Below are 24,294 nucleotides of genomic sequence, written 5' to 3'. Positions count from 1 at the left end.
TCACCCGCGAACACGCCGTGACTCACAGCGCGATCAATTCCGGCCGCAGCCCTTCCACGCGCGCTGCCGCTGGTTTCAGATAACCGCCATCGCCTGTGATCTGATGCAACACCTTCTCGCGCAGATGGTGCAGCGCCACGCCGGTGCGCTGGCGCGGATGCGGCAGGTCGATATCCACCACTGACTTGATCCGCCCCGGTCGCGGCTCCAGCACCACTACCCGGTCAGCCAGGTACGTCGCCTCCTCGGCATCATGGGTGACCAGCAAAGTGGTGATGCCTGAGCGCTCGCGAATCGCCAGCAGCTCGTCCTGTAATTGCTGGCGGGTCAGGGCATCGAGGGCGCCGAAGGGTTCGTCCAGCAGCAAGATGCGTGGGCTGGCGACCAGTCCGCGGGCGATTGCCACGCGTTGGGCCATGCCGCCGGAGAGCTGGTGCGGGTAGGCCGACTCGAACCCTGCCAGCCCTACCAGTTGCACGAACTCATGGACCCGACGTGCCCGCTCACCTTGGGTGAGCGGCTCGTTGACCAGGCCCAAGGCAATGTTCTGCTGCACCGTCAGCCACGGAAACAGCCGGTGCTCCTGGAATACGATGCCGCGTTCGCCACCGATGCCGCTGACCGGCTGGCCATCGACGCGGATGCTGCCGCTGTAGTCGGTGTCCAGCCCCACCAGCAGGCGCAGCAGGGTGGACTTGCCGCAGCCGGAGGCGCCGACGATGGCGATGAACTCGCCCTCGTTGATCGCCAGGTTGAAATTACGGATGGCCTCGAACGGCTGACCATCGACACTGAAGACTTTGCCGACGTCGTCGAAGCTGACCAGCGGCGGCGTGGTGTCGGGTTGATTGGCCGCGTGCAGGGCCGAGGTGTTGAAAGCGTTCATGCGGTTCTCCAGCGCGTGGCGCGCGATTCGAGGCGTTGTCCAAGGGTGCCCAGCAGGGCGCCGACCAGGCCGATCAAGACCATGGCCGCCATGACCTGGTCCATGCGAAACAGTTGCTGCGCGCCGAGCATCAGGCTGGCGATACCGCCATCGGAGGGCATGAAGTATTCGGCGCCGATGGTACCCAGCCACGCGTAGATCAGCGACAGGCGCAGGCCGGCGAAAATCGCCGGCGCCGCCCCGGGCAGCACCAGCAGATGCAGGCGTCGTGGCAGGCTCAGGCGCAAGACGCGAGCCGCCTCGCCCAATTGCGGCGAGAGGCTGGCGATGCCGCGCTGGGTGGCGATGAACAGCGGAAAGAACGCCGCCAGGCCCACGAACACGGCCTTGGCCTCTTCACCCAGGCCGAACCAAGCCGTGAGCAGCGGCACCCAGGCGAACAGCGCCACCTGGCGCAGCGCCGACAGGCTTGGTCCGAGCAGGCGCTCGGCCGGTTGCGACAGGCCGAGCAGGACACCCAGGGCAAAACCCGCGCCGCCGCCGAACAACAGCCCGACAAGGGTGCGCTGCAGGCTCAGGTAGAGGGCCTCGGGCAGTGAGCCGTCCGCCAGCCCCGCCAGCAGGCTGCGCAGGACTTCCCAAGGTGAAATGAGAATGTTGCCGTCGACCCAGCCGAAGCTGTTGGCGGCCTGCCATAACGCCAGCAGCGCAACCGGCAGCAAAAGACCTTGCCAGGCGGATGCGTGGGCGCTGCGTTGTTGCTCACCGGTTGCCGGTTGCGGCCAATACAGCAGGCGCCGCTCCAGTGCCGAGAAACCGCGGTCCATGAAGGCGCCGACCAAGCCGATCACCAGGATGCACAGGAACACCAGATCAAGCATGAACAGCTGCCGACCCCAGACCATCAGGTAGCCGATCCCTTCGCTGGAGGCCAGCAGTTCCACGGCCAGCAGCGAGGTCCAGCCCGTGGCCAGGGCCAGGCGTACACCGGTCAGGAAGGCCGGCAGGGCGGCGGGCAGCAGCAGGCGCAGGAATAGCAGGTGTGTCGGCAAACGTAGAGCAGCGGCGGCTTCGCGCAGTTTGGGCTGGGCATCGCGTACGCCGACCAAGGTATGCAGGGCCACCGGCACGATCACCGCCTTGATCAGCACCACCAGCTTGAGCATTTCACCGATACCGAAGAACAGCATGAACAGTGGGATCCATGCCAGCGTGGGGATCTGTGCCAAGGCCACGAAGGTCGGCAATACCCAGGCCTGAGCCCTGCGTGAGGCGCCCAGCCAGGTGCCCAGCAGCAGGCCACTGGCGATGCCGGCGAGCAGGCCGAGCAGCAGGCGTTGCAGGCTTATCCACAGGTGGCTCCAGAGCTCACCGGAGCCGAATTCCAGCGCGCTCTGCCAGACCACCGACGGGGCTGGCAGGATCTGCTCGCTCATCCAGTGCCAATGGCTGGCGATGACCCATAGCGCCGCCACCCCCAATGGCACCAACCATGGCAGCAGAGGTTCCTGTAAGCGGCCCTGTGTCGCGAAAGGGGGGCGCAGCGGCCCCAGAAGGCCTTGTCCACGCTTGCTCAAAACCTCGCTCATCCAGGCACCTCTTGAATCATTCCTTGGTTATGCGCTTATGGAATTAAAAATTCATAAGTACGTTCATCAAGGGATAAGAACATGTCTTCAAGACGCCACGAAAGCCCTGCGCCGTTGCGTTTTCCTCATATTTTCCATGCGTTTTCCGCAAGCCGTCCGGCAGCGCCCGTGACGCTTGGGTTATGACTTTTGGTTACTAAAAAATGAAGTTTTGGTCTTTGTGGGTTTTAACTCGCCCGGCCTAGCTTCTGGCCAAAGCGCCGGCCATCGCCGGTGGCAGCCTGCCAAGGAGCCTGGTCATGAAAATCCCATTCCGACGTTTGTTCAGTACGTTCGCCTCGCCGCTGTTGGCGGGCCTGCTGGCGGCCAGCGTGCTGAGCGCTCAAGCGGCCCAGGCGGACGCACCCCATAGCATCCGCATTGCCGTGCCGGACCTCAGTGCCGGCAGCCAGCCCAGCGCGGGCGGGGTGGTGGATGTGCTGCGTAGCCAGCAATTGCTGGAGCAGGAGTTTGCCAAGGACGGCATCCACATCGACTGGCGCTTCTTCAAAGGCGCGGGGCCGGTGATCAACGAAGCCCTGGCCAACGGCCAGGCCGATTTTGCCTACTTGGGCGACCTGGCCGCGATCATCGGCAAGGCCAACGGCCTCGACACCCGGGTACTGTCTGCCGGCGTGCGCGGGGTGAAGAGCTATCTGGCCGTAGTTCCAGGCTCTGGTATCCACAGCCTGCAGGATCTCAAAGGCAAGCGCGTGGCTGTGTTCCGCGGTACCGCCAACCAGCTGTCGTTCGCCAGCGCCCTGGCCAGCCAAGGGCTGTCCGAGCGTGACCTGAAGATCATCAACCTGGATTTCAACGCCGCCAATGCTGCCATCGCGGCCAAGCAGATCGACGCCACTTGGGGCCTGTCGACCCTGTTGTCCCTGCGCGAACGGGGGTTGGTGGAGCTACCGGTGAACTCCCGCGACCTCAAGGGGGCGGGTAGCACCCAGGCGGTACTGCTGGGCACCGGGGCCTTCATCGACCAGCACCCGGACCTGGTGGCGCGCCTGGTCACGGCCCAACAGAAGGCGGTGAAGTGGCTGCGCGATGAGAACAACCGCAAGGCTTATGTGGACCTGGTCGCCAGCACCGCCAACTACCCCCGGGTGATCCTCGAAGGCGACCTGGCCCAGGAGAACCTCGCCCATTACTTCGACCCACGCCTGGACGCCGAATTTGTCGGCCTGCTGCAGCAGGGTGTGGACCTGGCTGCCAAGGAGCGTTTGATCCGCCGTGGCTTCCAGGTGAGCGACTGGATCGAACCGCGTTTTCTCGATGCCGCCCTACAGCAGGACCAAGCCGTCCAGGCCGCCCGCTGAAACCCCTATCCATCCCCATCGCAAGGACATGACCATGAGCAATGCCGCACTGGCCCGCGCGCCACACACCGCTGCACTCGACATCCATCCGATCGCCGGGCGCATCGGCGCCGAGATTCGCGGCGTGACATTGTCCGCCGACTTGGACGCCGCCACCATCGACGCCATTCAGGCGGCCCTGGTCCAATACAAGGTGATTTTCTTCCGCAACCAGACGCAGTTGGACGACCAGAGCCAGGAGGCCTTCGCCAAACGTCTTGGCGAGCCGATCGCCCATCCCACCGTGCCGGTGGTCGACGGCACGAACTACCTGCTGCAGCTCGATGGTGCCGAAGGTCAACGGGCCAATTCCTGGCACACCGATGTGACCTTCGTCGAAGCCTACCCCAAGGCTTCTATCTTGCGCAGTGTGGTGGCGCCGGCCTTTGGTGGCGACACTGTCTGGGCCAACACCGCAGCGGCTTACCAAAGCCTGCCCGAGCCGCTGCGCGAGCTTGCCGACAAGCTCTGGGCGGTGCACAGCAACGAATACGACTATGCCGGTACCAAGCCCGATGTGGACCCGGCCAAGCTTGAGCGTTATCGCCAGGTGTTCACTTCCACGGTGTACGAGACCGAACATCCAGTGGTGCGGGTGCATCCGATCAGTGGTGAAAGAGCCTTGCAGCTGGGGCATTTCGTCAAGCGCATCAAAGGTTATTCACAGGCGGACTCGGCGCACCTGTTCAATCTGCTGCAAGGGCATGTGACGCGCCTGGAAAATACCGTTCGCTGGCGCTGGCAGGCCGGTGACGTGGCCATTTGGGACAATCGCGCGACCCAGCATTACGCGGTGGACGATTACGGCACCCAGCCGCGCATCGTGCGTCGGGTGACATTGGGCGGGGAGGTGCCGGTGGGTGTGGACGGACAGCAGAGCCGGACCCTTCGCAAGGGCTGATCTATTGCAGGCCTGTGCCGCCATCGCGGAATCGAAGAGACAACTAGGTGGGCTGCTTGCGCTGGCGCTATTCGCGGATAAACCCGCTCCTACAAGGGGCGGTGTTTCTTGTGGGAGCGGGTTCACCCGCGAAGCAGGCGGCGCGGTGCAATGGCACCATACTGCCCGGTCATGACTCGCTGTCACAGGCAATCAACTGCCTCACCAATCCCTGGGCCAACGCCGACAGTCCATACCCCACGCGGCTCACCACGCCATAGCGGGTGTAGAACGCCTCTTCATGCTCCGGCGCAAGGTCGGCGAGCGTGAGCGCTACCAACCCGCCTTCTCGTTGATAGGGCCGCAGATTGGCATTGCAGGCAATGCCGATGGTGTCCGATTGCTGCACCACGTTGAGCAGCGCATAGCCGTGTTCACACTCCACGCTGGGCAAGAAATCCTGGCGGCCGCTCAGGTCGCTCAGCACCTTGCGGATGTTCGGCGGGCGGAAGGTCGTGGCCAGCGGGTAGTCGAACAGATCACGCGCACGGACCTCGGCGCGCTCGCTCAACGGGTGCCCGGCGCGGCAGCAGAAGTGCCAGCGCTGAGGCTTGAGCTTGTGCACTTGGTAGTCCGGATCGGCTTCGAACTGACGGGTGTCTGCAACGAAAAACTCGATCTCCTCGGCTACCAGCCGGCGGTTCAGTGCCTGCCAGTTATCCACCTGAAAGCAGGTGCGCGCAGCGGGGTACTCGGCCACGAAACGCGCCACCGCTCTTGGAACCAGCCCGCCTGCCGGTGCCGGCCCGGAGCCGAACCGCACGACACCCGTGGTGGCGCCATTGAACTGGTTGATTTCGTTGGCCAGGTGATGGGCTCCATGCACCAGGCGGCGCGAGTGCTCCAGCACCAGCAGGCCTTGCCGGGTAGGGGACAAATCCTTGCTGGCGCGATCGACCAGGCGGCAGCCGACGTTGTGCTCGAGCGTCTGGATGCTCCGGCTGAAGGCCGATTGCGACAGGTTCACCGCAGCCGCCGCAGCGACGAAGCTGCGGTGATCGACCAAGGCGATGAAGTGACGAAGCTGACGGAGATCTATATGCATTTTCTACATGAAAACTTTCGGTGAAATGCAATTGCTGACAAGGGTTACGAACCTTATAAAGGGAGTCACTTATTCCACAAAATATGAATTAAAAATATTTATATCTCTTAAAAGAATATAGCCCGACTGTCCGCGATTCGGTTCCGCCAACGGAAATGCTCGCCCCAGGGCCCATGCCTCAAGGAGCATTTGCATGTCCCGACTTCCCCGATGGCCGGCGTGCGCGTCGCTGTTCACCTTGCAACCCTTGGCCGCAGGCGTGCTACTGGCTGTCGCCGGCACCAGCCTGCCTAGCCTTGCCGAAGAGACCGTCGTTGCCACGCCTGTGCCCGAGCAGCAAGCCACCCTCGGCACTGTCACGGTCAATGCTCGACGCCGCGAGGAAAGCGCCCAGAGCGTCCCCACGCCGATCAGTGTGCTCGACAGCGAGACCCTGGAGACCCAGCGCATTTACCGTGTGCAGGATCTGCAACAGCTGGTACCCAGCACCAACGTCGCCTATGTCCATGCCCGCCAGTCGAGCATCTCGATCCGCGGCCTGGGCAACAACCCGGCCAGCGATGGCCTCGAAGGCAGCGTGGGTATCTACCTGGACAACGTCTATCTGGGTCGCCCTGGCATGGCCGTGTTCGACCTGCTGGATGTCGAGCAGCTCGAAGTGCTGCGCGGCCCGCAAGGCACGCTGTTCGGCAAGAACACAACCGCCGGGGTGCTCAACATCACCACCCGCAAACCGACGTTCCACCGCGAAGGCAGCGTCCAGTCGTCAATGGGCGAGGATGGTTACTGGCAGACCCAGGGCAGTTTTTCCGGGCCGATCAGCGAAACCCTGGCCGGGCGCATCAGCGCTTACCACACCGAGGACGATGGCTACGTGAAGAACGTCTACAACGGCCACGACCTCAACGGCGGCAAGCGCCAGGGTTTTCGGACCCAGTTGCTGTTCGAGCCGAGCGAGACCTTCAACTTGCGCTGGATCGGTGAGTACAACGAAGAGGACTCCGACAACGGCGTATTGGCGCTCTACAGCACCGGCCCGACCATCAACGGTGTTAATCGCTACGAAAGCCTGGCGGCCCAAGCCGGCGCTACCCTGGTGTCGGGCAAGGATCGCAAGGTCAACTTCGACGCCGACCAGCAGGTGACGGTGTTCCAGGGCGGCACTTCGGTGGAGGCCAACTGGACCTTGCCCAACGACTTCACCCTGACCTCCATCACCGCTTACCGCTGGTGGGACTTCACCCCGCGCAACGACGACGGCCTGAACGTGCCGGTCTACCGCAACGTCGGGGTGTCGGTGCGCGACAAGCAGTATTCCCAGGAGATCCGCCTGGCATCGCCCACCGGCGGCTTCTTCGACTATGTGCTCGGCGCCTATTACTTCAAACAGGACCTGGATAACCAATCATTCTTCTACTACGGCCCCCAGGCCGATATCTGGAGCGGCACGCCCCCAGGCGCGCTGGCCAACGTCACCAGCCTGGGTGACGGGCACATCGACACTGACAGCTATGCGTTGTTCGCTCAGGGTACCTGGCACCTGACCGACCGCCTGGACTTCACCGCCGGGGTGCGCGGCACCTATGAAGAAAAAAGCGCCTGGGTCACCCGGGATGCGCCTGTCGGCGGCGCAGCGGTCACCGGCGGTGCGGCTGCGGCGCGCAATGGTCGGGCCGGTGCCTACGACTCGGGCGATCTGAACCAGTACAGCTTCAGCCCCTCCGGCCTGCTGAGCCTGAGCTACCGCTTCAACGAGCAGGTGCTCGGCTATGCGAGCCTCAGCCATGGCGAAAAGTCCGGCGGCATCAACCTCACCGTGGGAGCGGCGCCGCGCCTGGGCACCGACTCGTTGCTGGTGGGCACCGAGCGGGTCAACAACGCCGAGCTGGGGGTCAAGAGCACGCTGCTGGACAACCGCCTGCAGCTCAACGCCAACCTGTTCTGGGCCGAGGTGCATGGCTACCAGGCCAACGTCTACGACGAAGCCAACCGCGTGCAGTACCTGGCCAACGCCGGCAATGTCCGCTCCCGTGGCCTGGAGTTCGAGGCCACGGCGCTGCCGGTGCGCGGCCTTACGCTCAACTTCAACGGCTCGTGGAACGATGTGCGCTACACCGAGTACGACGACGCCCCGTGCCCGCCGGAGGTGGGTCTGGCCAACCCCGGCGCGACCTGCGACCTCAGTGGCCATCAGGTGGTTGGCGCCTCCAAGTACATCGCCAACCTCAACGGCCAGTACAAGTGGCAGTTGGCCGAGCGCATCGAGCCCTACGTCACCGCCAGCTACGCCTTCCGCTCCCGCGCGGTGGGCACCATCGACGATTCCGACTACGGCCAGATCCCCAGCTACGCCATCGTCAACCTCTCTACCGGCGTGCGCCTGGACCAGGGCGACGGCGTGCTCGACCTGTCGCTGTGGGTGAAGAACGCCGGCGACAAGACCTACTTCACCAGCCTGTGGAACGCCGCCAACGGTGGCTATTCCGGTGTGCTCGGCACCCCGCGCACCGTGGGTGCAACCGCCCGTTACGACTTCTGAGAAAAGGAGCTTTGCCATGAATGCCAAGACCGAAACGCCCGCATTGCCCGAAGGCGCCTGCATTACCGCCAAGGTCCCGGATCACGACGAGGCCCTGCTTGGCGATGTCGTGGTCAACCCGTACCGCCTGGCGCCGCTGACCGCGATCATCCGCGACGGTGGCCGCACGCTCAGTGCTGTCCACGTTCGGGTGCTGGGCCGTGGCGAGCGCGGCGTGGACATCGCCTATGAGGTGTCTGACCGCTCTCCGTGGACCTACGGCGGGATCCCGGTGTTCGGCCTGTACCCGGACTACGTCAACCAAGTGGAAGTGACCTACAAGCTCGACGGCGAGCGCATCCGCGAGCGTTTCGAGATCTACGCCCCGGCCGTGCGTCTGCCGGTGGTGGCCAAGCAGACTGCGGCCCTGCCTGAGGTGGAGCCGGTCAAGGTGTCGCCAGGCTTCGAGAAGCGCCTGTACCTGTTCAACCATCTGCAAGGGGATATCCCCGGTGCGCGCGCCTTCAAGTGGAACGGCCTGGGTGGCGCCGCCGAGTGGGACCAGGTGGGCAACAACTGGATCGCCGACAGCAATGGCGATGTGCGCTGGTACCTGGACATCGAACAGATCCACGACTCCAACCGCCGCGACGGCCTGGGCGGGACCATGGGCTTCCAGCAGACCCGCGACGGCAAGCTGATCTGGGGCCAAGGCCAGACCTATTCCAAGTACGACCTGCTGGGCCGGCGCATCTGGCAGCGTAGCCTGCCGGACAAGTTCGCCGACTTCTCCCACGAGATCCGCGAAACCGTGAACGGCACCTACCTGTTGCGCGTGGGCACCAGCGATTATCGACGTCCGGACGGCAAGCGCGTGCGTTCGATCCGTGACCACATCATCGAAGTGAACGAGGCGGGCGATGTGCTGGACTTCTGGGACCTCAACCAGATCCTCGACCCGTACCGCGGCGACTTGCTCGAAACCCTGGGCAAGGCGGCGATCCAGCTGCCCGCAGACGTGGCGCGCCAGGACAGCACCCTGGCCAACGAGCTGGCCGAAGGCGACCTGCCATTCGGCGATGCTCCGGGCGTCGGCACTGGACGCAACTGGGCCCATGTCAACGCCATCGACTACGACCCGGCCGATGACAGCATCATCATCTCTGCCCGCCATCAGGGCGTGGTGAAGATCGGTCGCGACAAAACGGTGAAGTGGATCCTCGCCTCGCCGCAAGGATGGCCGGCACGCCTGCAAGACAAAGTGCTCAAACCTGTGGCGAGCGAGGACTTCGACTGGTCCTGGACCCAGCACACGGCCTGGCTGACCGGTCGCGGCACGCTGACCGTGTTCGACAACGGCTGGGGACGTGACTTCGCGCCGACCAAACTGTCGGGCAACTACAGCCGTGCGGTGGAGTACCGCATCGACGAAGCCAAGGGCACCGTCGAGCAGGTCTGGGCCTACGGCAAGGAGCGAGGCGATGAGTGGTACAGCCCGATCACCTCGGTGGTGGCCTACCGTCCGGAAACCGATACCCAGTTCATCTACTCGGCGTCGGTGGGTTTCCTCACGCCGGAAAAACTCACCACCTCGGTGCTCAACGAGGTGCGCAGCGGTACCCAGGAGGTTCTGGTGGAACTGAAAGTGCACAGTCGCCAGCCGGGTAGCGTCGGCTACCGCGCACTGGTGATCGACCTCGACAACGCATTCTGATCCTGCCGGGAGGGCCGTCGGTCCTCCCATCGACCCTCCTTCAGGCCTTTGGACTAACCTGAACTTCTTCCCTGCACCGATCCGGAAATCCGGCTCGGTGTTCAACCGTTCGTTCTTTTTTTCGAACAGCCTATTGTCCAACACCCCAGCACCCGCTTAGCATTCCGTTTGAGATTTCAAACGCTCGATGCCCAGGCGTTGAACACCCCTGGTGCAAGAATTCCTGATGGCGCCCTTGGGCGCCTTTCAACAATCAATAATTAGCGCCGTCCGTGCACGGTGCTCTCAAGGGAATCCGACATGCAGCTCAAAGACGCTCAGTTGTTCCGCCAGCAAGCCTTCATCAACGGTGAGTGGCTGGACGCGGACAACGGTCAGACCATCAAGGTGACCAACCCGGCTACCGGTGAAGTCATCGGTACCGTGCCGAAGATGGGCGCCGCCGAAACCCGCCGCGCCATCGAAGCTGCCGACAAGGCCCTGCCGGCCTGGCGCGCACTGACCGCCAAAGAGCGTGCTGGCAAGCTGCGTCGCTGGTTCGAGCTGATGATCGAGAACCAGGACGACCTGGCCCGCCTGATGACCACCGAGCAGGGCAAGCCACTGGCCGAAGCCAAGGGCGAGATCGCCTACGCTGCCTCGTTCATCGAGTGGTTCGCCGAAGAAGGCAAGCGTGTCTACGGTGATGTGATTCCTGGCCATCAGCCAGACAAACGCCTGATCGTCATCAAGCAGCCGATCGGTGTCACCGCCGCCATCACTCCGTGGAACTTCCCGGCCGCGATGATCACCCGTAAAGCCGGCCCGGCCCTGGCGGCTGGCTGCACCATGGTCCTCAAGCCTGCTTCTCAGACCCCATACTCCGCCCTGGCCCTGATCGAGCTGGCCAACCGTGCCGGGATCCCGGCTGGCGTGCTGAGCGTGGTCACCGGCAGCGCTGGCGAAGTCGGCGGCGAGCTGACCGGCAACGCCCTGGTTCGCAAGCTGTCCTTCACCGGCTCGACCGAAATCGGTCGCCAGCTGATGGAAGAATGCGCCAAGGACATCAAGAAGGTCTCCCTGGAGCTGGGCGGCAACGCGCCGTTCATCGTGTTCGACGACGCCGACCTGGACAAGGCGGTCGAGGGCGCGATCATCTCCAAGTACCGCAACAACGGCCAGACCTGCGTCTGCGCCAACCGTATCTACGTTCAGGACGGCGTTTACGACGCGTTCGCCGAGAAGCTCAAGGCCGCTGTCGCCAAGCTGAAGATCGGTAACGGCCTGGAAGAAGGCACCACTACTGGCCCGCTGATCGACGGCAAGGCTGTCGCCAAGGTCCAAGAGCACATCGAAGACGCAGTCTCCAAGGGCGCCAAGGTGCTGTCCGGCGGCAAGCTGATCGAAGGCAACTTCTTCGAGCCGACCATCCTGGTCGACGTACCGAAGAGCGCTGCCGTGGCCAAGGAAGAAACCTTCGGCCCGCTGGCGCCGCTGTTCCGCTTCAAAGACGAAGCCGAAGTCATCGCCATGTCCAACGACACCGAGTTCGGCCTGGCTTCGTACTTCTATGCCCGTGACATGAGCCGTGTGTTCCGTGTCGCCGAGGCCCTGGAGTACGGCATGGTGGGTATCAACACCGGCCTGATCTCCAACGAAGTGGCACCGTTCGGTGGCATCAAGGCCTCGGGCCTGGGCCGCGAAGGTTCCAAGTACGGCATCGAGGACTACCTCGAGATCAAGTACCTGTGCATCAGCATCTGATCACGTACTGAATTTCCCTCTGCCAGCGGGGCGCGAGAGCGACGTCTCGCTGGCCTTTTTGACACCGTAGTACCTGGTGACCAGGGTGTTCGCGACAGTCGATCAACGCATGCTGATCGTGAACGACCCCAGCCACCCCCGAATAACAGCGCCATTATCGTCGGCGCGAATGAGGGCATTATGAGCAAGACCAACGAATCTTTGATGCAACGCCGTGTCAACGCCGTCCCACGTGGCGTTGGCCAGATCCACCCGATCTTCGTCGACACCGCGAAGAACTCGACCGTGATCGACGTTGAAGGCCGCGAACTGATCGACTTCGCCGGCGGCATCGCAGTACTGAACACCGGCCACCTGCACCCGAAAGTGGTTGCCGCCGTTCAAGAGCAGCTGACCAAAGTCAGCCACACCTGCTTCCAGGTTCTGGCATACGAGCCCTACGTAGAGCTGTGCGAGAAGATCAACGCCATGGTCCCTGGCGACTTCGCCAAGAAGACCCTGCTGGTCTCCACCGGTTCCGAGGCCGTCGAGAACGCCGTGAAGATCGCCCGTGCCGCCACTGGCCGTGCCGGCGTGATCGCCTTCACCGGTGGCTACCACGGTCGTACCATGATGACCCTGGGCCTGACCGGCAAGGTCGTGCCTTACTCCGCTGGCATGGGCCTGATGCCAGGCGGCATCTTCCGCGCCCTGTTCCCGAGCGAACTGCACGGCATCAGCGTTGACGACGCCATCGCCTCGGTCGAGCGCATCTTCAAGAACGACGCCGAGCCACGCGACATCGCTGCCATCATCCTCGAGCCGGTACAAGGCGAAGGCGGCTTCCTGCCAGCACCGAAAGAGCTGATGAAGCGCCTGCGCGCCCTGTGCGACCAGCACGGCATCCTGCTGATCGCCGACGAAGTCCAGACCGGCGCTGGCCGTACCGGTACCTTCTTCGCCATGGAACAGATGGGCGTCGCGCCTGACCTGACCACCTTCGCCAAGTCCATCGCTGGCGGCTTCCCGCTGGCCGGTGTGTGCGGCAAGGCCGAGTACATGGACGCCATCGCTCCAGGCGGCCTGGGCGGCACCTACGCCGGTTCGCCGATCGCTTGCGCTGCGGCCCTGGCCGTCATCAAGGTGTTCGAAGAAGAGAAACTGCTGGACCGCAGCAAGGCTGTCGGTGAGCGTCTGACCACTGGCCTGCGCAAGATCCAGGAAAAGCACCCGATCATCGGTGACGTGCGTGGCCTGGGCTCGATGATCGCTGTGGAAGTCTTCGAGAAAGGCACCCACACCCCGAACGCCGCTGCCGTTGCCCAGGTCGTGGCCAAGGCACGTGACAAGGGTCTGATCCTGCTGTCCTGCGGTACTTACGGAAACGTCCTGCGTATCCTGGTTCCGCTGACCGCCGAAGACGCGCTGCTGGACAAAGGCCTGGCAATCATCGAAGAGTGCTTCGCTGAGCTGGCTTGAATCTGACGCGATGCATAAAAAAACCCGCTTCGGCGGGTTTTTTTATGCCCAAGCCAGGCACGGGACGCTATCGTTGTCCGAGGATTTGCCCAGGATGCTGCAACGGATTGCGTGTCAAGGATTACCAGGAGCCCGCCGATGAGCGCTGCCAACCCCATCCCGCCTTGCGTACTGATTGCCGAAGGCGATCCTTGGGTGCGCGACATGCTCCGCGACATGCTGCTCAGCGTCCGCTGTGATGCCCGTTTGCAGGTCTGTGCCAACGGACCGGAGGCTTTGGCCGCGCTGGCGAGCAAACCCGACCTGATCATCGCTGCCCGCGAGCTGGCCGGCGGCGACGGCCTAGACTTGCTGCGCAACGTGCGTGCCCAGCAACAAACCGCTACCTTGCCATTCATCCTCATGAGCGAGCGCAGCGACAGTGCCAGCGTGCATGAGGTGCTGCCGCTGCATCCCACCGCTTACCTGAGCAAACCTCTGGATCTGGACAATCTGCGCAAACGCTTGGAGAAACTCCTGCTGGAGGTGGGGGAGCAGGTCGCCTGCCCGGCTCCGGCCTTGCAGCCGGGGATCAAGCTGCCGACCTACTTAGAACAACGCCGCGCCAGCGCCGATGGCGGGCCGCTGCTGGCCGATGTGCAGGTGGCAATCAAGCGTGCGCTCAACCCCCAAGGGCTGAACCTGAAGACGCTGGAAGAAGAAGTGCGCAACGATCCGCAGATCACGGCGGTGCTGATTGCCGCTGCCAACAGTGCCGCCCTGCATAGCGAAGTACCGGTGCAGACCCTGTTGCAGGCGTTGAACAAACTCGGCAGCACCCAAAGCATGAACCTTATCCTGGGCCTGGCCCTCAAGCGCAGTGCGCGCCTGAGTGACCCGTTGCTGGCGCGGCACGCGGCGCATTTCTGGGACCTTTCGCTGCACACCGCAGAGTACGCCCGCAGCCTGGCGCGCCTGCTCGAAATCGATGAAGAACGCTGCTACTGCGCGGGATTGCTGCATTGCCTGGGCGATCTGGCCGTGCTGCGTTGCCTGCAGGAGTGGTGCCTGGCGGGCGGTGAGCTGGACGAGGACCAGGTGCAACTGTCGCTCAATGAATTTGGCGCTGCTTTTGGCTCGGCGCTGCGCACGCGATGGCGCCTGCCGCTGAGCCTGCGTGAGCTGATCGCCGCGATCTATCAGCTTGGCGGCGGGGTCTATTCGCGGGAAATCCTGGCCATGAACCTGGCCGGGCAATTGTCGCGCCTGTCCGAGGAACAGGGCCTCGAGAAAGTCGCCAGCGGCAAGACGGCTCGCCTGCTCAAGCTAGGAATGGCGCAACTGAGCCGGCTGCGCAGGCAGGAGTGAGGTCGCGCCGAGCCTCAGCCACGCACGATCTGGTTCTTGCCCTGGCGCTTGGCCTGGTACATGGCGGCGTCGGCGCGGGCGAAGAGGGTGTCGATCAGGTCGTCCGCATCGGTGAGCTCGGTCACGCCTTGGCTGACCGTGACGCCATACACTTGCTGCCCATGGCTGAAGCTCAAGTGCTGGATCTCCCGTTGCAGCCGTCCGGCGATCTGTTCGGCGATCTGGGCGGTGCAGCCTGGGAACACGGCAGCAAACTCCTCGCCGCCGATCCGCCCGAACAGATCGCCTCGGCGTAGCACGGCGCGGCCGCTGTCGGCGATGCGCTGAAGCACCTGGTCACCTTCCTGGTGGCCATAGGTGTCGTTGATCTGTTTGAAGTCATCGATGTCCAGCAGCAGGAAGGCCAGGGGCTTGCCTTCCTCCCGGGCGGTTTCCAGGGCCTGGCGGGCGCACTCGAAGAAGTGGCGGCGATTGCTGCTTTGGGTCAGCACATCGGTGGTGGCCAGACGTTGCAGCTCGCCTTCGAGCTGCTTCTTCTCGGTGATGTCCTCGGCGATGCCGACGATGATCACGCGTTGGTCGCTGTCGCGCTGCTGGTTGACGTAGCACTTGTCGCTCAGCCAGCGCACTTGGCCGGCGGCGTTGATGATGCGGTATTCGCGATCTTCCACCGAACCTGTGTCCAGCACTTGCGCCAGGCTGCGCTCGGCGTATTCCAGGTCGTCCGGGTAGATGCTGTCGCGCCAGGCGTTGTAATCGGCCAGTACCAGACTGGCCGGACGACCGAAGATCCGCTCATAGGCGGGGCTGACATAAAGCACCCGGCGGGTTTCCCAGTCGAACGCCCACAGCACAGCGTTGACGCTGTCGAGCAGCGAACTGTAGAGCTGCTCGCGTTCGCTCAGGCGGGCGACTTCGCCCTGGGCATGGAGGAGGGCGAGCAGGGTCTGTGCAGCTTCCGGCGGTGGATTGCCGAAGAGGGTCGAGGTGAGGTCTTTGGCCATGAGCACGAAGCGATTCTCGGCGTGAAAGCGTGCGGCCACGATCCGGCCCGCCACGCGGGCGATATGCCGGATTTGAGTCGGGAAGGGGAGTGAAGTTCCGGTCGGCACGCCCCAGGGCGAGGCGTGCCGATCAACGGTGCTCAGGCGCCGGAAGGGCGCAGGGAGTAGGTTTTCAGCTGGTCGGCGAAGTCGCGCAGCGCCTGGATGCCACTGGCCTCGGCCTCGTGGACCCAGTCCTTCATGGCGGCCAGCATGTCGTGGCCGTTGGCGCTGGTGCGCGCCCAGATCTGTTGCAGGGCCAGGCGTTTTTCATAGATGGTCTTGAGCGACTGGCTGTGGGCGAGCATGGACTCGATGCGCACGTGATGGCGGTCCTGCAGCAGGCTCGTTTCACGCGACAGCAGGCGCTTGGCACGGCGGAAGTGGTGGCGCACCGAGGTGTCGACACGATCCAGCTCTTGCTTGACCAGTGGCGCGATGACCAGCTTGCGGTACTGGGCCATGATCTGGAAGCGGTTGTTGAGGATCGCCATGGCGGTGTCCATGTCCAGATGCGCCTTGCCCTCGACCCGATGGGCGATCGGCGCCACGCGCTGGACCTTGGCCAGGCGCAGCAGGCACAGCAGACGAATCCACATCCAGCCCATGTCGAACTCCCAGCGCTTGACCGAGAGCTTGGCCGAGTTGGGGTAGGTGTGGTGGTTGTTGTGCAGCTCCTCGCCACCGATCACGATGCCCCAGGGCACCAGGTTGGTAGCTGCGTCCCGGCACTCGAAGTTGCGATAGCCCAGCGCATGGCCCAGGCCATTGACCACCCCCGCGGCCCAGAAGGGAATCCACATCATCTGTACTGCCCAGATGGTGATGCCGATGGTGCCGAACAGCAGCAGGTCGATCACCGCCATCATGGCCACGCCGCCGAGCTTGTAGCGCGAATAGAGGTTGCGCTCGATCCAGTCGTCCGGGCAGTTCTTGCCATAGATGCGCAGTGTCTCGGGGTTGCGTGCCTCTTCGCGATAGAGCTCGGCGCCCTTGCGCAACACGGTGCCCAGGCCCTTGTAGACCGGGCTGTGGGGGTCGTCCGGCGTTTCGCACTTGGCGTGGTGCTTGCGATGGATGGCGGTCCATTCACGGGTGTTCTGCGCCGTGGTCAGCCACAGCCAGAAGCGGAAGAAATGTTTGAGCCCGGCGTTGAGCTCCAGGGCGCGATGGGCGGAATAGCGATGCAGGTAGAGGGTGACGCTGATGATGGTCACGTGGGTCATCAGCAGGGTGACGCCGACCAGTTGCCAGGCCGACAGATCGAGAAAACCGGAGTACCACATAGGTGTTGAGACCCTCGAAAAAACAGGGGAACCGCGCGGGCATTATCGCCGGGTGAGGAAATAAAACCAGTCACCCTTTCCGATAGGAAGTCACGGCATGTTTCAGCCTTTATAATGCCCCATTCTTTTTCAGGGGCTTATCCACCCGACATGTCTGTTTCCGTTCGCGACGCCTTGCGCATGGCCGCGCTGTACTTGGTGTTCTCGTTGCTCTGGATGGTGGTGTCCGAGCAGGTGTTGCAGGGGCTTTTCGATGATTCCGAGATGCTGGCGGTCGCGCGGCAGGTCAATGCGTTCGTCTGGATACTGCTCACCACCGGGCTGATCTTCGTCACCCGTGCCCGCCTGCTCAATTTCATCGGCATCGGTGCTCAGCTGCGCAGCGAGGATCGCGAGCGTCTGCGCATGGCCGCGGCGGTGTTCGACAGCACCCTCGAAGGGGTGCTGGTGACCGACAGCAATGGTCTGATCGTGCACGTCAACCGCGCCTTCATGCGTATCACCGGCTACGCCCAGGACGAAGTCCTCGGCCAGCGTCCGAGCAAGTTCAAGTCCGGACGCCATGGCTTGCCGTTCTACCAGCAGATCTACGCTTCCCTGGCCGAGAAGGGCGAGTGGAGCGGAGAGATCTGGAACCGCCGCAAGAGCGGCGAAATCTACCCGCAGTGGCAGACGATCTGCGCCATTCGCGACGATGCCGGTGCGCTCACTCATTACGTGGCGGTGTTCAGCGACATCAGCGCGATCAAGCACACCGAGCAGGAACTCGCCTACCTGGCGCACCACGACCCGCTGACCGGGCTGCCCAACCGCCTGCTGTTCAACGACCGCGCCGAGCAGGCCTTAGCGTCCGCCCAGGCCAACAAGCGCGGGTGTGCGTTGCTGCTGCTGGACCTCGACCATTTTCAAAGCATCAACGATGGCCTGGGCCATACGTTGGGCGACCAGTTGCTCAAACTGGTGGGCGAGCGCCTGCGCGAGTTGCTGGGCAGTGGCGTGACTCTGGCGCGCCTGGGTGGGGACGAATTCGGCGTGTTGGCCGAGAACTGCCGACAGGTAGGCCAGGCCGCAACCTTGGCCCAAGGCATCATTGAACGCCTGCGCGAGCCGTTCGTCTTCGAGGGGCATCGCCTGTTCATCAGCGTGAGCGTTGGTATCAGCCTGTTCCCAAGCGATGCGCAGAGCGCCGCGCAACTGCTGCGCAACGCCGATGCGGCGCTGTTCAAGGCTAAGAACAACGGTCGCGCCTGCTATGCCTTGTACACCGAAGAATTGACCGCCCACGCCCAGCAACGTGTGCAGACCGCTGGCGATCTGCGTCGAGCGCTGGAGCAGCAGGAGTTGCGGGTGTTCTACCAGCCGGTGCACGACTTGCTGACCAACCGGTTGGTGGGCGTCGAGGCACTGGTGCGTTGGGAGCACCCCACCCGTGGGATGGTCTCACCGGGCGAGTTCATTCCTATTGCCGAGAGCACCGGGTTGATCGCCGAAATCGACGCCTGGGTACTGCGCCAATCGTGCCGGCAGATGGTGCAATGGCAGGTCGCAGGGCGTGGTCTGCAGTTCGTCGCCGTGAACATCTCCAGCCGCCTGTTCGGTCAGCGCGAGCTGTACCTGCAGGTGGCCGAGGTGCTGCACGATACCGGTCTGGACCCCGCCCTGTTGGAGCTGGAAGTCACCGAGAGCGCGGTGATGGAAGACCCGGAAGTGGCACTTGAACAGTTGCATCGGCTGCGCGAGCTGGGGCTTAGCCTGGCCATCGATGATTTCGGCACGGGTTATTCCTCGCTGCTGCGGCTCAAGCGTCTGCCGGTGCAGAAGCTCAAGATCGACCAGGGCTTCGTGGCGGGCCTGCCGTGCGACGAAGACGACATTGCCATCGTCCGGGTGATCATCGCCCTGGCCAGGAGCATGGGCATGCAGGTGCATGCCGAAGGGATCGAACAGGCCGAACAGGCGCGCTTTCTGCTCGAGCAACAGTGCGACCTGGGGCAGGGCTACTGGTACGGGCGGCCGGTGCCGGCGGTGGACTTGCGCTGGAGCTGAAATGCTTGGGGCTGCGTTGCAGCCCATTGCAGGCTTCGCACTTCCCACAGACCTGTAGGCGCTGGCGGAGCCTGCGTTGGGGCGCGGCGGTCCCCAAGCTAACGTTTGTTCAACCCTTTGGCCAGGCGGTCGCCACCTAGCTGAATCACCGCCACCAGCGCCACCAGCATGGCGATCACGGTCAGCATGATCTGGCTGTCGAAGCGCTGGTACCCATAGCGATAGGCGATATCGCCCAATCCTCCCGCCCCGATGGCGCCCGCCATGGCTGAGGAGTTGATCAAGGTCACCAAGGTGATGGTGAAGCCGCCTACGATGCCTGGCAGCGCCTCGGGCAGCAGCACATGCCAGACGATATGCCAGCGCCGGCACCCCATGGCCTGCGCCGCCTCGACCAAACCATGGTCGACTTCGCGCAGGCTCACCTCGGCGATCCGTGCGAAGAATGGCGTGGCGGCGATGGTCAGCGGGACCACGGCGGCCCACACGCCATAGGTGGTGCCGACCACCAGGCGGGTGAAGGGAATCAGCGCGACCATCAAGATCAGGAACGGGATCGAGCGGAACAGGTTGACGATCGCGCCCAGCGTTCGGTTCAGCACAGGCGCTTCGAAGATCCCACCTTTGTCACTGGTGACCAGCAGCACCGCCATCGGTACACCGACCAACAGCGCGATGAACGACGACACACCCACCATCAACAGCGTATCGAGCAACCCTTCGAGCAGACGATCAAGCCACATAACCCAGTACCTCCGCGTTCTCGGCCCAGCGTCTGGCGCGCTCGAGCAATTGGTGCGAGCTATGGGGCGAGCCCTGCACGGAGAGCACCAGTTGCCCCAGGGCGTGGGCACCGATGGTCTCGATGCCGCCTTGAAGCAGGCGTATCCGCCCGCCCAAGTCGTTGAACACCTCCGACAGTTGCGGTTCGCCCAGCAGGTTCAGGCGCAGGACCACGGCATCCCCAGGGCCAGTCGGGCTGGCGCGCAGATTGGCCTGCAGGGCAGCGGGTAGCCTGGCCTGCAAGGGCGCGAGCAAGGTGCGGGTCACCTCGTGGCGCGGAGCGCCGAATACCCGCCAGACCTCGCCCTGCTCGACGATCTCGCCGCGCTCGAGCACTACGACGCGGTGGCAGATATCACGGATCACCGCCATCTCATGGGTGATCAGCACCACGGTGAGCCCCAGGCGCTGGTTGATGTCACGCAGCAGATCGAGGATCGAGGCGGTGGTTTCAGGGTCCAGTGCCGAGGTGGCCTCGTCGCACAGCAGGATTTCGGGGTCATGCACCAGCGCCCGGGCGATGCCGACGCGTTGTTTCTGCCCACCCGACAGCTGCGCCGGGTACACGTGATGCTTGTGCGCCAGGCCCACCAGCTCCAGCAGCTCGCTGACCTTGCGCTGGCGCTCGGCCTTGGGCACGCCGGCGACCTTCAAGGGCAACTCGACGTTCTGCCATACGGTCTTGGCCGACATCAGGTTGAAGTGCTGGAAGATCATGCCGATGCGTCGGCGCAGGGCGACCAGGCGCTCTTCGTCAAAGGGGGCGATGTCGGTCTGGTCGATCAGCACCCGGCCCTGGCTGGGTTGCTCTAGGCGATTGATGGTGCGCAGCAGGGATGACTTGCCGGCGCCGCTGCGGCCAATGATGCCGAAGATCTCGCCGCGACGGATGTTCAGGTCTATGCCCTGCAAGGCAGGTTGCGCCTGGCCGGGGTAGGTCTTGCCCAGGCCGATGAAGCGCACATGGGCCTGATTGACCTCCGGGCGCAGGGCCTGCTCGCGGGCAGGCGGCGACGTATGCGGGACAGGCGCCTTGAGGGCGCTGGCGTTGCTCATCTCAGCCCTCCCAGCCGGCCTGGTACAGGCTGCCGTGGGCTTTGTTCAGCGCGGCGCGCACGGTCGGCGAGTGCTGGTAGATGTCGACGAACTTCGCCAGACGCGGGTCGTCCTTGCTCTGTGGGCGGATCACGAACTGGATCACGTACTCCTTGTTCTCCAGGCCGTCGAACAGCAGGGCCGAGGTGGGATCGAAGCTGTTGGCCAGGCGGATGTAGGCCGGGTAGCCCTGGACCAGGTCGGCGTCGTCATAGGCCCGCACCAATTGCACGGCCTCGACCTGCAAGATCTTCAGTTTCTTGGGGTTGGCGACGATGTCGTCCTCGGTGGCTTTGTAGCCCACGCCCGGCTTGAGGGTGATCAACCCCGCCTTGGCCAGCAATTGCAGGCCGCGCCCACTGTTGATCGGGTCGTTGGCGATGGCCACGCTGGCGCCTTCGGGCAGCTCGGCGAAGCTTTTGTAACGCTTGGAGTAGAGCCCGACGTTGTTGATGATGCCGGGGGCGTAGGGCACCAGGTTGAAGCCGGCGGCGGCCTTGGCATTTTCCAGGAACGGGATGTGCTGGAAGTAGTTCACGTCGATGTCGCCGCTGTTGAGGCTGACATTGGGGGCGATCCAGTCGCTGAACTCGATCAGCTTCACCTCCAGGCCTTGCTTGTGGGCTTCTTCCACCGCCGCTTCCAGCGGGATGGCGAAAGCTGCGGTGGTGCCGATCTTCAGCGGCTCGGCGGCCAGGGCGACGCTGCTTAGGCCCAGGGACAAGACAGCGGCCGCGACGGGCCGGAACAGTTTCTCAAGCATGGTGCAGGGCTCCAGTCGGGGCAGGGATTGGGTTGCGGTAGGTGGCGCCGGGATGGCCGGCGGGAAGGTAGGCGTGACGAGCGCCGAACAGTTTTTCGCGCAGCGTGCCTTCGCTGTAGGCGGTCTTGTAGCGGCCACGCCGTTGCAGCTCCGGCACCACCAGGTCGATGAAGTCTTCGAAGCTTTCCGGGGTGACAGTGCGGGTCAGGTTGAAACGATCCAGGCCGGTTTGGTCGATCCAGTCAATCAATTGCTCGGCGACCTGCTCGGGCGCGCCGACCAGCGTCACGTAGCGCCCGCCCAGGGCGTGCTGTTGCAGCAGGCGGCGGCGCGTCCAGACGTTGTCCTGCAGCTGGCGGGTGGCGGACTGAATCGCGTTGCCCTTGGCAAAGCCGATCGGTTCGTCCAACCCATAGGCGGCGAAGTCGATACCCGTGGAGCTGGCAAAGTGCGCCACGCCGGCTTCGGGGCTGGCATGGCGCAGGTATTCGGCGTGCTTGGCACGAGCCTGGGCTTCGGTGGGCGCGACGATCACGGTGATGCCCATGAACACCTTGATCGCTCGTGGGTCGCGGCCAGCGGCGCGGGCGGCGGCACGGACCTTGTCGACCTGTGCGCGGGTGGCGGCTTGGTCCTGGCCGCTGATGAACACGCACTCGGCGTGCTGGCCGGCGAACGCCAGGCCCCGGGGCGAACTGCCGGCCTGGAACAAGACCGGTGTGCGTTGCGGCGAAGGCTCGCACAGGTGGTAGCCCTCGACCTTGTAGAACTCGCCCTGATGCTGGACTTTGCGCACTTTGCCCGGTTCGGCATAGACCCGCCGCTCACGGTCAGCGACCACGGCGTCGTCATCCCAGCTGCCTTCGAGCAGTTTGTACAGCACTTGCAGGTATTCATCGGCTTGGTCGTAACGCCGGTCGTGCTCGGGTTGCTGGGCCAGGCCCATGGCCCGGGCGGCGCTGTCCAGGTAACCGGTGACGATGTTCCAGCCGACCCGGCCATTGCTCAGGTGGTCGAGCGTGGATAGGCGCCGGGCGAACAAATAGGGCGCCTCGTAGGTGAGGTTGGCGGTCAGGCCGAAGCCCAGGTGGCGGGTGACCGAGGCCATGGCCGAGACCAGCAGTAACGGGTCATTGACCGGCAGCTGGATCGACTCCTTGAGCGTCACGTCCAGCGACTGCCCATACACGTCGTAGGTGCCGACGATATCGGCGATGAACAGGCCATCGAACAAGCCGCGCTCCAGCAGGCGGGCAAGATCGGTCCAATAGGCCAGGGTCTTGTACTGGGTCGAGGTGTCCCGTGGATGGGTCCACAGGCCATGGTTGATATGCCCGACGCAGTTCATGTTGAAGGCGTTGAGCAGGATCTCTTTGGCCATCAGATGGTCCCCCGACGCGGCGGGTTTTCCCCATTGAGGTAGTAGTTGCCGATGGCGTGGTACTTCCAGCGCACCGGGTCGTGCAGGGTGTGCACTCGGGCGTTGCGCCAGTGCCGGTCGAGGTTGTGCTCGGCCAGGGTGGCCTGGCTGCCGGCCAGTTCGAACAGGGTGGTGCCGGCGGCGAGGGAGACCTCGGTGCTGATCGCCCGGGCTTCTGCCACGGCAATGGAGGCGGCGGCGACATTGTCGGCGCTGCTGTCGTCGCGGGCCCGGTCGAGGAATTCCCCGGCCCGCTCCAGCAAGGCCTCGGCAGCGTGCAGGCGGATGGCCAGATGACCGAAGCTTTTGAGTGTGAGCGGGTCGTCACTGGCCTTGTCGATCCCCGCGTCGACCCACGGCCGACTGCGGGTGCGCACGAAGTGCAGAGCGTCCTCGAGGGCAGCGCGGGCGATGCCGGTGTCGATGGCGGCATGGAGGATCTGCGCCAGGGGGCCGACGGGGGTCGGGCGGTCGAAGGCGCTCTGGAACGGCACCACGTCTTCATCGCGCACCGGCACGTTGTCGAACACTACCGAACCGCTGCCGGTGGTGCGTTGGCCGAAGCCGCTCCAGTCGTCGATCACTTGCAGGCCTGGACTGTCGGCGGGTACGAACACCAGCTGCTGAACGCCGGCATCATCGACCACCGAGGTGGGAATGCGCTGGGCATACAGGGCGCCGGTGGCGTAGAACTTGCGACCGTTGATGCGCAGGCCATCGCCGTCGCGGCTCAGGCGGGTGGTGCGGTCGTGGGCGGTCTTGGTGCCCAGCTCGGCCAATGCGTTGCCGAAGCGTCGGCCCGCCAGGACTTCAGCGTAGAGACGCTGTTGTTGCTCGGGCGTGCCGTTTACCCGTAGCACTTCCAAGGCATAGAAATGGTTCTGCGGAATTTGGCCCAGGGCGGCGTCGGCCTGGGCAATACGCGCGACGACCTTGGCCAGGGTCACGTTGGATACGCCAGCGCCGCCAAAGGCCTTGGGCACGCTGATGCCCCACAGGCCGGAGCGGGTGAACAGCTCGAGTTCGGCGTAGGGCAGCAGGCGTTCGCGGTCGCGTTGGGCGCTGTCGCGCTGCAGTTGCTGGGCGAGGTCCTCGGCGACGGCCAGAGCCTGGGCATCGCTGGTGATGACTGCCGCCTTGGGGGTGGGGTGGGTCAGTGCGTTCATGTGTTTCTCCAGTGCGGATCGTAAGGGGCTGCTCCGTGCCCCATCGCAGGCT

General features: G+C 64.1%; 18 protein-coding genes. 8 read left to right on the top strand and 10 right to left on the bottom strand.

Annotated elements, in window-relative coordinates; all coding sequences use genetic code 11:
* Positions 1–22: 22 nt before the first annotated feature.
* On the bottom strand, positions 23–886 hold the full coding sequence (locus R6G97_RS01185; protein ID WP_102081132.1) for an ABC transporter ATP-binding protein: 864 nt from the start codon (positions 884–886) through the stop codon (positions 23–25).
* A complete protein-coding gene (locus R6G97_RS01180) occupies positions 883–2,475 on the bottom strand; it encodes an ABC transporter permease (protein WP_317847711.1) in 1,593 nt (530 codons plus the stop codon). The genes R6G97_RS01185 and R6G97_RS01180 overlap by 4 nt, the downstream gene beginning before the upstream one ends.
* Before the next feature lie 299 nt (positions 2,476–2,774).
* On the opposite strand from R6G97_RS01180, the gene R6G97_RS01175 reads away from it, so the two are divergent.
* Positions 2,775–3,836, top strand: a complete 1,062-nt coding sequence (locus R6G97_RS01175; RefSeq protein WP_090344294.1) for an ABC transporter substrate-binding protein — start codon at positions 2,775–2,777, stop codon at positions 3,834–3,836.
* 34 nt (positions 3,837–3,870) lie between these two features.
* Positions 3,871–4,776, top strand: coding sequence for a TauD/TfdA dioxygenase family protein (locus R6G97_RS01170; protein WP_043208234.1), 906 nt, complete (start codon positions 3,871–3,873; stop codon positions 4,774–4,776).
* A gap of 169 nt (positions 4,777–4,945) precedes the next feature.
* Here the strand turns inward: R6G97_RS01170 and R6G97_RS01165 are convergent, their stop codons facing one another.
* Positions 4,946–5,860, bottom strand: a complete 915-nt coding sequence (locus R6G97_RS01165) for a LysR family transcriptional regulator (RefSeq protein WP_043208237.1) — start codon at positions 5,858–5,860, stop codon at positions 4,946–4,948.
* 193 nt (positions 5,861–6,053) lie between these two features.
* On the opposite strand from R6G97_RS01165, the gene R6G97_RS01160 reads away from it, so the two are divergent.
* The 5 genes from R6G97_RS01160 (at position 6,054) to R6G97_RS01140 (ending at position 14,640) form a co-directional block, all read left to right on the top strand.
* Positions 6,054–8,399: a TonB-dependent receptor gene (locus R6G97_RS01160; RefSeq protein ID WP_317847710.1), complete on the top strand. Its 2,346-nt coding sequence runs from the start codon at positions 6,054–6,056 to the stop codon at positions 8,397–8,399.
* 16 nt (positions 8,400–8,415) lie between these two features.
* Positions 8,416–10,092: an aryl-sulfate sulfotransferase gene (locus R6G97_RS01155; protein ID WP_317847709.1), complete on the top strand. Its 1,677-nt coding sequence runs from the start codon at positions 8,416–8,418 to the stop codon at positions 10,090–10,092.
* A gap of 300 nt (positions 10,093–10,392) precedes the next feature.
* Positions 10,393–11,835, top strand: coding sequence for an NADP-dependent succinate-semialdehyde dehydrogenase (gene gabD, locus R6G97_RS01150; RefSeq protein ID WP_043208245.1), 1,443 nt, complete (start codon positions 10,393–10,395; stop codon positions 11,833–11,835).
* A 180-nt stretch (positions 11,836–12,015) separates the two neighbouring features.
* The gene (gene gabT / locus R6G97_RS01145) at positions 12,016–13,293 is read left to right on the top strand and encodes a 4-aminobutyrate--2-oxoglutarate transaminase (protein ID WP_043208247.1); all 1,278 of its coding nucleotides are present in this window, start codon (positions 12,016–12,018) and stop codon (positions 13,291–13,293) included.
* Between the two features lie 138 nt (positions 13,294–13,431).
* A complete protein-coding gene (locus R6G97_RS01140) occupies positions 13,432–14,640 on the top strand; it encodes a response regulator (protein ID WP_043208248.1) in 1,209 nt (402 codons plus the stop codon).
* Between the two features lie 14 nt (positions 14,641–14,654).
* Here the strand turns inward: R6G97_RS01140 and R6G97_RS01135 are convergent, their stop codons facing one another.
* Positions 14,655–15,686: a GGDEF domain-containing protein gene (locus R6G97_RS01135; protein WP_043208359.1), complete on the bottom strand. Its 1,032-nt coding sequence runs from the start codon at positions 15,684–15,686 to the stop codon at positions 14,655–14,657.
* A 98-nt stretch (positions 15,687–15,784) separates the two neighbouring features.
* Positions 15,785–16,969, bottom strand: coding sequence for a delta-9 fatty acid desaturase DesA (gene desA, locus R6G97_RS01130; RefSeq protein ID WP_043208250.1), 1,185 nt, complete (start codon positions 16,967–16,969; stop codon positions 15,785–15,787).
* 150 nt (positions 16,970–17,119) lie between these two features.
* On the opposite strand from desA, the gene dibA reads away from it, so the two are divergent.
* Entirely contained in the window at positions 17,120–19,015 is a 1,896-nt protein-coding gene (gene dibA / locus R6G97_RS01125) for a phosphodiesterase DibA (RefSeq protein WP_317847708.1), read from the top strand.
* Between the two features lie 98 nt (positions 19,016–19,113).
* Here dibA and R6G97_RS01120 read toward each other — a convergent pair whose 3' ends face one another.
* The 5 genes from R6G97_RS01120 to R6G97_RS01100 are packed head-to-tail and all read right to left on the bottom strand — an operon-like array spanning position 19,114 to position 24,242.
* Positions 19,114–19,758, bottom strand: coding sequence for a methionine ABC transporter permease (locus R6G97_RS01120; protein ID WP_043208255.1), 645 nt, complete (start codon positions 19,756–19,758; stop codon positions 19,114–19,116).
* Complete coding sequence (locus R6G97_RS01115) at positions 19,748–20,854, bottom strand: methionine ABC transporter ATP-binding protein (protein WP_043208257.1); 1,107 nt, start codon at positions 20,852–20,854, stop codon at positions 19,748–19,750. Before R6G97_RS01115 ends, R6G97_RS01120 begins: the two co-directional genes overlap by 11 nt.
* Before the next feature lies 1 nt (position 20,855).
* Positions 20,856–21,656, bottom strand: coding sequence for a MetQ/NlpA family ABC transporter substrate-binding protein (locus R6G97_RS01110; protein ID WP_102081124.1), 801 nt, complete (start codon positions 21,654–21,656; stop codon positions 20,856–20,858).
* Positions 21,649–23,037 carry an LLM class flavin-dependent oxidoreductase gene (locus R6G97_RS01105; RefSeq protein ID WP_317847707.1) on the bottom strand — a complete coding sequence of 463 codons (1,389 nt, stop codon included), beginning with the start codon at positions 23,035–23,037 and terminating at the stop codon, positions 21,649–21,651. The genes R6G97_RS01110 and R6G97_RS01105 overlap by 8 nt, the downstream gene beginning before the upstream one ends.
* Positions 23,037–24,242, bottom strand: coding sequence for an SfnB family sulfur acquisition oxidoreductase (locus R6G97_RS01100; RefSeq protein ID WP_090344310.1), 1,206 nt, complete (start codon positions 24,240–24,242; stop codon positions 23,037–23,039). Before R6G97_RS01100 ends, R6G97_RS01105 begins: the two co-directional genes overlap by 1 nt.
* Positions 24,243–24,294: the final 52 nt, after the last annotated feature.

It is taken from the genome of Pseudomonas sp. HTZ2 (assembly GCF_033173945.1).
GTDB classification, from domain to species: Bacteria; Pseudomonadota; Gammaproteobacteria; order Pseudomonadales; family Pseudomonadaceae; genus Aquipseudomonas; species Aquipseudomonas guariconensis.
Note: the sequence above shows the minus strand (reverse complement) of the source record. Positions and strands in the feature narration are given on the sequence as shown.

Coding starts and splice junctions, on each gene's coding strand:
- R6G97_RS01185 (WP_102081132.1), bottom strand. CDS start 886: ATGAACGCTTTCAACACCTCGGCCCTGCACGCGGCCAATCAACCCGAC.
- R6G97_RS01180 (WP_317847711.1), bottom strand. CDS start 2,475: ATGAGCGAGGTTTTGAGCAAGCGTGGACAAGGCCTTCTGGGGCCGCTG.
- R6G97_RS01175 (WP_090344294.1), top strand. CDS start 2,775: ATGAAAATCCCATTCCGACGTTTGTTCAGTACGTTCGCCTCGCCGCTG.
- R6G97_RS01170 (WP_043208234.1), top strand. CDS start 3,871: ATGAGCAATGCCGCACTGGCCCGCGCGCCACACACCGCTGCACTCGAC.
- R6G97_RS01165 (WP_043208237.1), bottom strand. CDS start 5,860: ATGCATATAGATCTCCGTCAGCTTCGTCACTTCATCGCCTTGGTCGAT.
- R6G97_RS01160 (WP_317847710.1), top strand. CDS start 6,054: ATGTCCCGACTTCCCCGATGGCCGGCGTGCGCGTCGCTGTTCACCTTG.
- R6G97_RS01155 (WP_317847709.1), top strand. CDS start 8,416: ATGAATGCCAAGACCGAAACGCCCGCATTGCCCGAAGGCGCCTGCATT.
- gabD (WP_043208245.1), top strand. CDS start 10,393: ATGCAGCTCAAAGACGCTCAGTTGTTCCGCCAGCAAGCCTTCATCAAC.
- gabT (WP_043208247.1), top strand. CDS start 12,016: ATGAGCAAGACCAACGAATCTTTGATGCAACGCCGTGTCAACGCCGTC.
- R6G97_RS01140 (WP_043208248.1), top strand. CDS start 13,432: ATGAGCGCTGCCAACCCCATCCCGCCTTGCGTACTGATTGCCGAAGGC.
- desA (WP_043208250.1), bottom strand. CDS start 16,969: ATGTGGTACTCCGGTTTTCTCGATCTGTCGGCCTGGCAACTGGTCGGC.
- dibA (WP_317847708.1), top strand. CDS start 17,120: ATGTCTGTTTCCGTTCGCGACGCCTTGCGCATGGCCGCGCTGTACTTG.
- R6G97_RS01120 (WP_043208255.1), bottom strand. CDS start 19,758: ATGTGGCTTGATCGTCTGCTCGAAGGGTTGCTCGATACGCTGTTGATG.
- R6G97_RS01115 (WP_043208257.1), bottom strand. CDS start 20,854: ATGAGCAACGCCAGCGCCCTCAAGGCGCCTGTCCCGCATACGTCGCCG.
- R6G97_RS01110 (WP_102081124.1), bottom strand. CDS start 21,656: ATGCTTGAGAAACTGTTCCGGCCCGTCGCGGCCGCTGTCTTGTCCCTG.
- R6G97_RS01105 (WP_317847707.1), bottom strand. CDS start 23,037: ATGGCCAAAGAGATCCTGCTCAACGCCTTCAACATGAACTGCGTCGGG.
- R6G97_RS01100 (WP_090344310.1), bottom strand. CDS start 24,242: ATGAACGCACTGACCCACCCCACCCCCAAGGCGGCAGTCATCACCAGC.